This is a genomic window from Bradyrhizobium sp. (genome assembly GCF_019244115.1).
Lineage (GTDB): Bacteria > Pseudomonadota > Alphaproteobacteria > Rhizobiales > Xanthobacteraceae > Bradyrhizobium.
The window spans coordinates 1-7753 of the sequence record NZ_JAFATE010000461.1; the positions used below are offsets into that span (position 1 = coordinate 1).

Here is a 7753-nt window from a genome sequence, read left to right on the forward strand (position 1 = left end):
CCCGGTGTCAGCGCAAACACGATCGGCGGCAACACCTCGAAGCCGAGCTCGGTCGCGAGCGCCTCGCCGGCCGCCTTTGGCGCATTGGGATAGGGGTGGTTGGCGCCCATATGCACGAATTTCGGTTTGCCCGGCTTGCCCTTCGCCCTCCAGTCCTCCGCCGCCCAGGTCAGCATTGCGCGCATCGAGTCCGAATAGCTCGGACCATAGAAGAAATTGTATGGCGCGGGCTTGGCCTTGCCGCTGGCGCCTTCCGGATCGGTCAGGGCGGCCGCGTAGGAGCCGGAAATATCCGGAATCTTGTCCTGCGCCAGGAAGCCGGTCAGCGCCTCGGTGTCCGCGGTGCCCCAGCCCATGATGGCCGCGACCTTGCCGTCCGCCGCCGACCATTTCTTGTACAGCGCGACCGCGCGCGGCACCTGGTAGCCATAATCGTTGGTATCGAGCGCAACCTGTTTGCCGCCGATGCCGCCGTTCTTGTTGACCCAGGCGAAGGTATCGGCGACCGCCTGGCCATAGGGGGTGCCGACATCCGACGTCGCGCCCGAGTAGTCGGCCAGATGCCCGATCGCGATCTGGTCCGCTGCCAGCGCCGAACCGCCGCCGACGACGAGTGCGAGGGAGACGCTGCCAAGCCATGTCTTCATTCTCATCTGTTTCCTCCTGTTGTTTGTTGAAATTGGTCGTCCTGGATTTTCAGACCTCAATGCGAGAACGGGTACAGCTTCCAGTAGGACTTGATCTGCCGCCAGCGATGCGCAAGCCCGTCCGGCTCGAACATCAGGAAGGCGATGATGATCAGCCCGATCGCGATCTCGCGCAAAAAGGTGATGTTGGTATTGAGCGATAGCGCATGATCGATCGCGCTGCCCTTCAAGTGCAGGCTGATCCACTCCATCGATTCCGGCAGCAGCACTACGAAGGCGGTGCCCATCAAGGTTCCCATGATCGATCCGGTGCCGCCGATGATGATCATGGCGAGAAACAGCACCGAGCGCTCGATGCCAAAACCTTCCTGCGAGACGACCAGCTGGTAATGGGCATAGAGCGCGCCGGCGATGCCGGCGAAGAACGCGGCGAGGCCGAACGACAGCGTGCGGTATTTGGTGAGATTGATGCCCATGATCTCGGCGGAGAGATAATGGTCGCGGATCGCGACCAGCGCGCGGCCATCGCGCGTGCGCATCAGGTTGGTGACGAGGAGATAGCTCACCAGCACATAGGCCAGCACGACGTAAAAATATTGCCGGTCGCCGCGCAGCGCATAGCCGAAAATCGAGAACGGATTGGCGCTGGCCGGCACCGAGCCGCCCGAAAACCACTCCGCGCGGGAGAAGAAGTCGAGCAGGATGTATTGCGCGGCAAGGGTGGCGATGACGAGATAGAGGCCTTTCAGCCGCGCCGCCGGCACGCCGAAAATCAGCCCGACCAGCGCGGTGACCACGCCCGCGAGCGGGATCGCGAAGAACACGGGGATTGGAAAATTGTTGGAGACATAGGCCGAGGTGAAGGCGCCGAACAGGAAGAAAGCCGCGTGCCCGATCGAGATCTGCCCGGTGAAGCCGACCAGGATGTTCAAGCCCAGTGCGGCGATCGAAAAGATTCCGATCTGGATTGAGACGGAGAGCCAATATTCGCTGAAGAGCTGCGGGGCGAAGCAGAGCAGCGCGATGCCCGCAATCGCAAAGTTGCGGCTGGTCCTGGTCGGAAAGATCGTGGTGTCCGCCGCGTAGGAGGTGCGGAAGTCGCCGGAGGGGATGAAAGACGTGCTGGCCATCAGATGCGCTCGATATCCCTTGTGCCGAATAGCCCGTAGGGCTTGATCATCAGGATGATGATCAAGACGTAGAACGGTGCGATCTCGTATAGATTGCCCCAGTGCAAAAACTGGCTGTCGACATATTGGGCGATGTTTTCGAGCAGGCCGATGATGACGCCGCCGAGCACGGCGCCGCCGATCGAATCGAGCCCGCCGAGGATCGCCGCCGGAAACACTTTTATGCCGTAGGCCGACAGCCCCGAGGAGACGCCGTTGACGACGGCGACGACGACGCCCGCGACCGCGGACACCGTGGCCGAGATCGCCCAGGAGATCGCGAACACGGTTTTCACCGAGATGCCGAGCGATTGCGCCACCTGCTGGTTGAAGGCGGTGGCGCGCATCGCAAGGCCGTATTTCGATGCGCGGAAGAACCAGGCCATGCCGACCATCATCGCGAGCGAAACCACGAGGCTCATGATGTAGACGGTCTGGATCTGGAGGCCGAAAATATCGATGGACTTGCTGGTGAACACGTCCGGGAACGGCTGCGGGTTGACCCCAAATATCCATTTCAGCGCGGCCTGGAACACCGTTGACAGGCCGATCGTCACCATGATCACGGAGATGATCGGCTCGCCGATCATCGGGCGGAGGATCACGACCTGGATCGCGATACCGAAGACGAACATGAAGACCAGGGTGAGCGGCATCCCGATCCAGAACGGCAGCTGGAACTTGACCAGCAGCGCCCAGCACACCCAGGCGCCGACCAGCAAGAGTTCGCCTTGCGCGAAATTGACGACCTGGGTCGCCTTGTAGATCAGCACGAAAGACATCGCGACCACGCCATAAAGCGTGCCGACGACGAGGCCATTGACCAGCAGCTGGATGAGGAACTGTGCGTTCATGAGGTCCCGTGCGATAGTTGTCTCTCCCCGCTTGCAAGCGGGGCGAGGTGACTGCAGCAAGCGCCTTGGGGGCACTTCATCCTCATTCCGCGGCCTCCGCGATTGCGGGCCGACCGCCGAGATCGACCACCCGCAGCGAGGTCCGCACGCGCTGGGTGGTGCCGTCCTGGAAGCGGATCACGGTGTCGACGGGAATGTTCTTTTCGCCGCGATAGATCGCCTCGATGATATCGCCGTATTTCTCGTTGATGACGCCGCGGCGCACTTTGCGCGTGCGCGTCAGCTCACCGTCATCGGCGTCCAGCTCCTTGTAGAGCAGGAGGAAGCGGTTGATGCGCTGCGCGGGCTGTAGCGTGGCGTTGACCGCCTCGACTTCCCTTTGCAGCAGCGCGTAGACCTCGCCGCGCGACGACAGGTCGGTGTAGGTCGTGAACGCGATGCGCTGCTTCTCCGCCCATTTCGAGATGATCGAGTAGCGGATGCAGATCATCGCCGCCAGCGCCTCGCGGCCGGCGCCCAGCACCACGGCCTCGGCGATATAGGGCGAGAATTTCAGCTTGTTCTCGATATATTGCGGCGAGAAGCGCTTGCCCCGCGAGGTCTCCGCGAGATCCTTGATGCGGTCGATCACCACGAGCTGCCGGCTCGCATTGAAATAACCGGCGTCGCCCGACTGCAGCCAGCCGTCCTTCAGGTCCGCGGTCGACGCGTCGGGGTTCTTGTAATAGCCGAGGAACATGTTGGGATGGCGCACCACGATCTCGCCGACGCCCTGGCTGTCAGGCCTTTCAATGCGGATTTCAATGTCGTCGGCCATCGCGACACCCGTGGTGTCCGGATCGACCTTGCCTGGGGGGTGCAAGGTGTAGGCGCCGAGCAGCTCGGTCTGGCCGTAGAGCGTACGCAGCGGCACGCCCATGGCCTGGAAGAACTTGAAGGTGTCGGGTCCGAGCGCCGCACCACCGGTCGCCGCCGAGCGCAGCCGCGAAAAGCCGAGCCGGTCGCGCAGCGCGCGGAACAGGAGCTGGTCAGCGAGCGTCGAGTGCTCACCTTTGGCAAGTGCGGCCAGCCCTGTTCTCATGCCGAGTGCGTAGAGGCGCTGCTTGATAGGCGATGCATCCATCACGCGGGCGCGCACATCGGCCGCGATCTGCTCCCAGAGCCGCGGTGCGAACAGCACGAAGGTCGGCGCGATCTCGCGGAAATCGCTCATCATCGTCTCGGGCTCTTCGACGAAGTTGACCTTCATCCGGCACAAGAGGCCTTTGCCGAGTACGTAGACCTGCTCCATGATCCAGGGCAGCGGCAGCACCGAGACATATTCGTCGTCCGGTCCTTTCGGATCGAACGCGAGATAGGTCGCGCAGTGGCGCAGCACACGCCCCGCCGCCAGCATCGCGAGCTTTGGCTGCGCCGTGGTGCCCGATGTCGTGCAGAGGATCGCGACGTCCTCGCCGCTCGTCGCGTCGACCAGGGCGTCATAGAGTTCCGGTTCCCGTGATGCACGCGCGCCACCCATCGCGGCGAGCTTGCCGGCGGCGAGCAGGCGCGGGTCGTCATATTTCCGCATGCCGCGCGGATCGGAATAGATGATGTGCTTCAGGGCGGGCACGCGATCGGCGAGATTCAAGAGCTTGTCAACCTGCTCCTCGTCCTCGGCGAACACCAGTTTTGCTTCGCCGTAGTTCAAGAGATACGCCGCTTCCTCGTCGAGCACGTCGCGGTAGAGGCCGAGGCTCAAGGCCCCGATCGCGTGAGTTGCGATTTCGGCAGCGACCCAGTCCGGACGATTGTCGCCGATGATGCCGATCACGTCGCCGCGCGCGAGCCCGAGCTCGCTGAGGCCGAGCGCAAAATCCTGCACGCGTGCGTGATAGTCGTTCCAGGTCAACACTCGCCAGAGCCCGAGGTCCTTTTCACGCAGCGCGATCTCGCTGCCGTGCTCACGCGCGTTAAGCCGTAACAGCTTTGGATAAGTGTCGGCCTCGGCTGCACGGGCGGGATAGTCCATCATGCCGCGGACTCCACCATGGCGGGCTGATCGTCCGGATCGACCAGCAGCTCGTCCTCTTCGCCGAGATAGGCGCGTTTGACATGCGGATCGGCCAGAACGGCCGCCGGATCGCCCTGGGCGATCTTGCGGCCGAAATCCAGCACCATGACCCGGTGCGAGATGTCCATCACCACGCCCATGTCGTGCTCGATCATGACGACCGTCATGCCGAACTCTTCGTTCAGATCGACGATATAGCGGGCCATGTCCTCCTTTTCCTCAAAGTTCATGCCGGCCATCGGCTCGTCGAGCAGGATCAGCTTGGGCTCCAGTGCCATGGCGCGCGCGAGCTCGACCCGCTTGCGCAGGCCGTAAGAAAGGGTGCCGGCGGTCGCCTTACGCACCGGCTGCAGGTCGAGAAAGTCGATGATCTCCTCGACCTTTTTGCGGTGTTCGAGCTCCTCGTGCCGTGCACCGGTCAGCCAGTACAGCGCGCCCGTGATGAAATTGTTCTTCAGAAGATGGTGACGCCCGATCATGATGTTGTCGAGCACGCTCATGTGGTGGAACAGAGCGAGGTTCTGGAAGCTGCGGCCGATGCCGAGCGAGGCCCGCGCGTTGGATGGCAGCCTCGTGATGTCGCGGCCCTGGTAGAACAGCGCGCCTTCGCTCGGCCGGTAGCGGCCCGAAATGCAGTTGACGATCGACGTCTTGCCGGCGCCATTCGGCCCGATGATGGAGAACAGCTCGCCGCTCTTCACGCCGAAACTGACATCGGTGAGCGCGCGCACGCCGCCGAACCGCAACGACACGCCGCGCGCCTCAAAGCAATGGTCCAACTCTCCCTCCTGGAAGCTTGAAAGATGCGGCGCTTTGCAGCGCTCTTGATCGTTCGGTCGCAATTGGTATTTTTTGGTCCGCTCGATCCTACTCTGCTCGGTCGGCGCAAGCCACTCGGCCAAGATGCCGCGCCGGGCGACCGGACGTTTGGTCCTGAATAGGATACAGCGGTATTGAGAAATGTCTTGCAGCTGACAATTCGCCGCCAAATTCGGCATGCCTTCAGTCGGCCCGTCGGATGCATTGTGCGGCGCAGCAAGACGGGTGATCGTCGGGGTCAGCGCGGTAGGATCATGACTTGATTGCCGAGGATCACCTCCAGCGCGTTGCGGCCTGGTCGCGCGAATTGAACAAGCGGGAGCTCGAGGTCGCCCGCGCCGATTACCGAAAAATCATTCGGCACGGGCGAGTCCATCGTCGTGCGCGGCGATCATTTCGACTATTGGGCGGGCGTGGTCACGGGCTTGGTCAGAATGGGCATCGTGTCCAGGCGCGGCAAGGCGACGACCTTCACCGGCCTGGCCGCCGGTGCCTGGTTCGGGGAGGGGTCGGTGCTCAAGAACGAGGCGCGGCGCTATGATCTGGTGGCGCTCCGCGACTCTCGCATCGCCATGATGGACCGCGCCACGTTCTTCTGGCTGTTCGAGAACAGCGTCGGCTTCAACCGCTTTCTGGTCGGTCAGCTCAACGAACGGCTCGGCCAGTTCATCGGCCTCGTCGAACATGGACGAACCCTGGACGCGACCGCGCGGCTGGCGCGCGGCATCGCGTCGCTGTTCAATCCGATCCTCTATCCGGAGACCGCGCGCCATCTCGACATCACCCAGGAGGAAATCGGGGCGCTCATCGGCATCTCGCGCCAGAATGCGAACCAATGTCTAAAGAAACTGGAGCAGCAAGGTCTCCTCAAGCTTGAATATGCCGGTGTAACGATCCTCGATCTGGAGCAGTTGCGTCACTATGGCGAATAGCCGGACCCGAGGGATGGCCAGTTTGCGCAAGCATTTGCGCATAAACGCCTGACGAAAAACGATCTTTGACCTGAAAGCTCAGGCGCGGGGCGGCCCGGCCGAAGCTCACCCTGCAGAGCCAAGCTCGCGCTCGGGAGGTCATTTCACGCTGAAATAACGGTCGGTGCGGCGCTATTGCAAAATCAAAAAGGGGTCAGTCCGATGAGTACACACGGTAAGATCTCTCTCTGGGCCGTAGAGTTTCCGTTTGCATCCAAGGGCCTCAAGCCACCCGCTGCGGGCGAGCCGGCCAGCATCCCCCCAGGCTTCAGACATTTCCTCCGAAACCCGGATCGCTCGCAGCAATTCGCGATCGACGGGGTGCCCTTCGATCCGAAAGTCGAAGCGCAGCGGGACCGGGCCGACGACTTGATGAGGAAACTCGCGGGAGCCATGCTCTTCGAATACCCGCGCGATCCTCTCAATCCGAACATTCCTGGCGGCTACACCTATCTGTTGCAACTGATCGCGCATGACCTCGTCGAAAGTTCGCTGTTCCTGTCGCGCGATCAGAGCAGCCCGATTGGTCTGAGCAACGTTCGCAGTAAGCCCCTGCGGCTGGAGACGATCTTCGGCGGCGGTCCCATTGAATGTCCGCATGCCTATGAACACGGCGTCGGTATTTTTCGCGATCGTCTTCGGCTCGGGCAGGTCAGGCCCGACGGCAAGCGCCACGGCGGTCATGCTGGTGATTTGAGGGACATTGCGCGCGCGCGTGGAACCGAAGTGCATGACGACCCGGAGTACCCGGAAGCACTGATCGCCGATGCGCGCAATGATGCGCATGCGATCCTGTCGCAGGTCGTGGTGATGTTTCACCATTTTCAACGCAAGATCCTCGACGAAATCGAAACCTACGTGAAGGCCCATTCGGCGGGAAATCCGGTCGCCGATGCACAACGGAAATTCGTCGCCACACGTGCGGCCTGTGCACTGATCTTCCGCAGCATCATTCGAAACGACGTTTTGGCGAGGATCCTGCACCCTGATGTTCGGACGGCGTACGAGGCGGGAATTCCAATCGCCGACCCGCCGCAGGGATTGGACAATGGCACCTGGCAGGTGCCGCTGGAGTTCTCATATGGCTTCTATCGCTTCGGTCACGCGATGATCCGGGGGAAGTACTCGTTCAATCCAAAGATGCCTCCGCCGGGCGGTCTGGGCATAGCTGATATCCTTGTTCACAACTCCGCCGACAAGCCCGATGAAATGCCCTTTGAGGACAGGTGGACGATCGATT

Annotated in this window: 5 protein-coding genes and 2 pseudogenes; 2 read left to right on the forward strand and 5 right to left on the reverse strand. The window is 62.1% G+C overall.

Translation table 11 applies throughout. The features are described from left to right. The 5 genes from JOZ76_RS20200 to JOZ76_RS20220 form a co-directional block, all read right to left on the reverse strand. A partial coding sequence (locus JOZ76_RS20200) for an ABC transporter substrate-binding protein (protein ID WP_291701145.1) occupies positions 1-653 on the reverse strand: 653 nt, incomplete at its 3' end. A 50-nt stretch (positions 654-703) separates the two neighbouring features. Continuing rightward, on the reverse strand, positions 704-1777 hold the full coding sequence (locus tag JOZ76_RS20205) for a branched-chain amino acid ABC transporter permease (protein ID WP_291701147.1): 1074 nt from the start codon (positions 1775-1777) through the stop codon (positions 704-706). Further along, positions 1777-2670, reverse strand: a complete 894-nt coding sequence (locus JOZ76_RS20210) for a branched-chain amino acid ABC transporter permease (protein ID WP_291701150.1) — start codon at positions 2668-2670, stop codon at positions 1777-1779. Before JOZ76_RS20210 ends, JOZ76_RS20205 begins: the two co-directional genes overlap by 1 nt. 82 nt (positions 2671-2752) lie before the next feature. Next, complete coding sequence (locus JOZ76_RS20215) at positions 2753-4684, reverse strand: long-chain fatty acid--CoA ligase (protein ID WP_291701152.1); 1932 nt, start codon at positions 4682-4684, stop codon at positions 2753-2755. Beyond that, positions 4681-5502, reverse strand: a complete 822-nt coding sequence (locus JOZ76_RS20220; protein WP_291701154.1) for an ABC transporter ATP-binding protein — start codon at positions 5500-5502, stop codon at positions 4681-4683. Before JOZ76_RS20220 ends, JOZ76_RS20215 begins: the two co-directional genes overlap by 4 nt. Positions 5503-5801: 299 nt before the next feature. Here JOZ76_RS20220 and JOZ76_RS20225 point away from each other — a divergent pair. Together JOZ76_RS20225 and JOZ76_RS20230 are read left to right on the forward strand one after the other, a co-directional pair. Beyond that, positions 5802-6474, forward strand: a pseudogene (locus JOZ76_RS20225) (Crp/Fnr family transcriptional regulator). Between the two features lie 201 nt (positions 6475-6675). Next, a pseudogene (locus JOZ76_RS20230) lies at positions 6676-7753 on the forward strand (hypothetical protein); the annotation flags it as partial.

Coding starts and splice junctions, on each gene's coding strand:
- JOZ76_RS20205 (WP_291701147.1), bottom strand. CDS start 1,777: ATGGCCAGCACGTCTTTCATCCCCTCCGGCGACTTCCGCACCTCCTAC.
- JOZ76_RS20210 (WP_291701150.1), bottom strand. CDS start 2,670: ATGAACGCACAGTTCCTCATCCAGCTGCTGGTCAATGGCCTCGTCGTC.
- JOZ76_RS20215 (WP_291701152.1), bottom strand. CDS start 4,684: ATGATGGACTATCCCGCCCGTGCAGCCGAGGCCGACACTTATCCAAAG.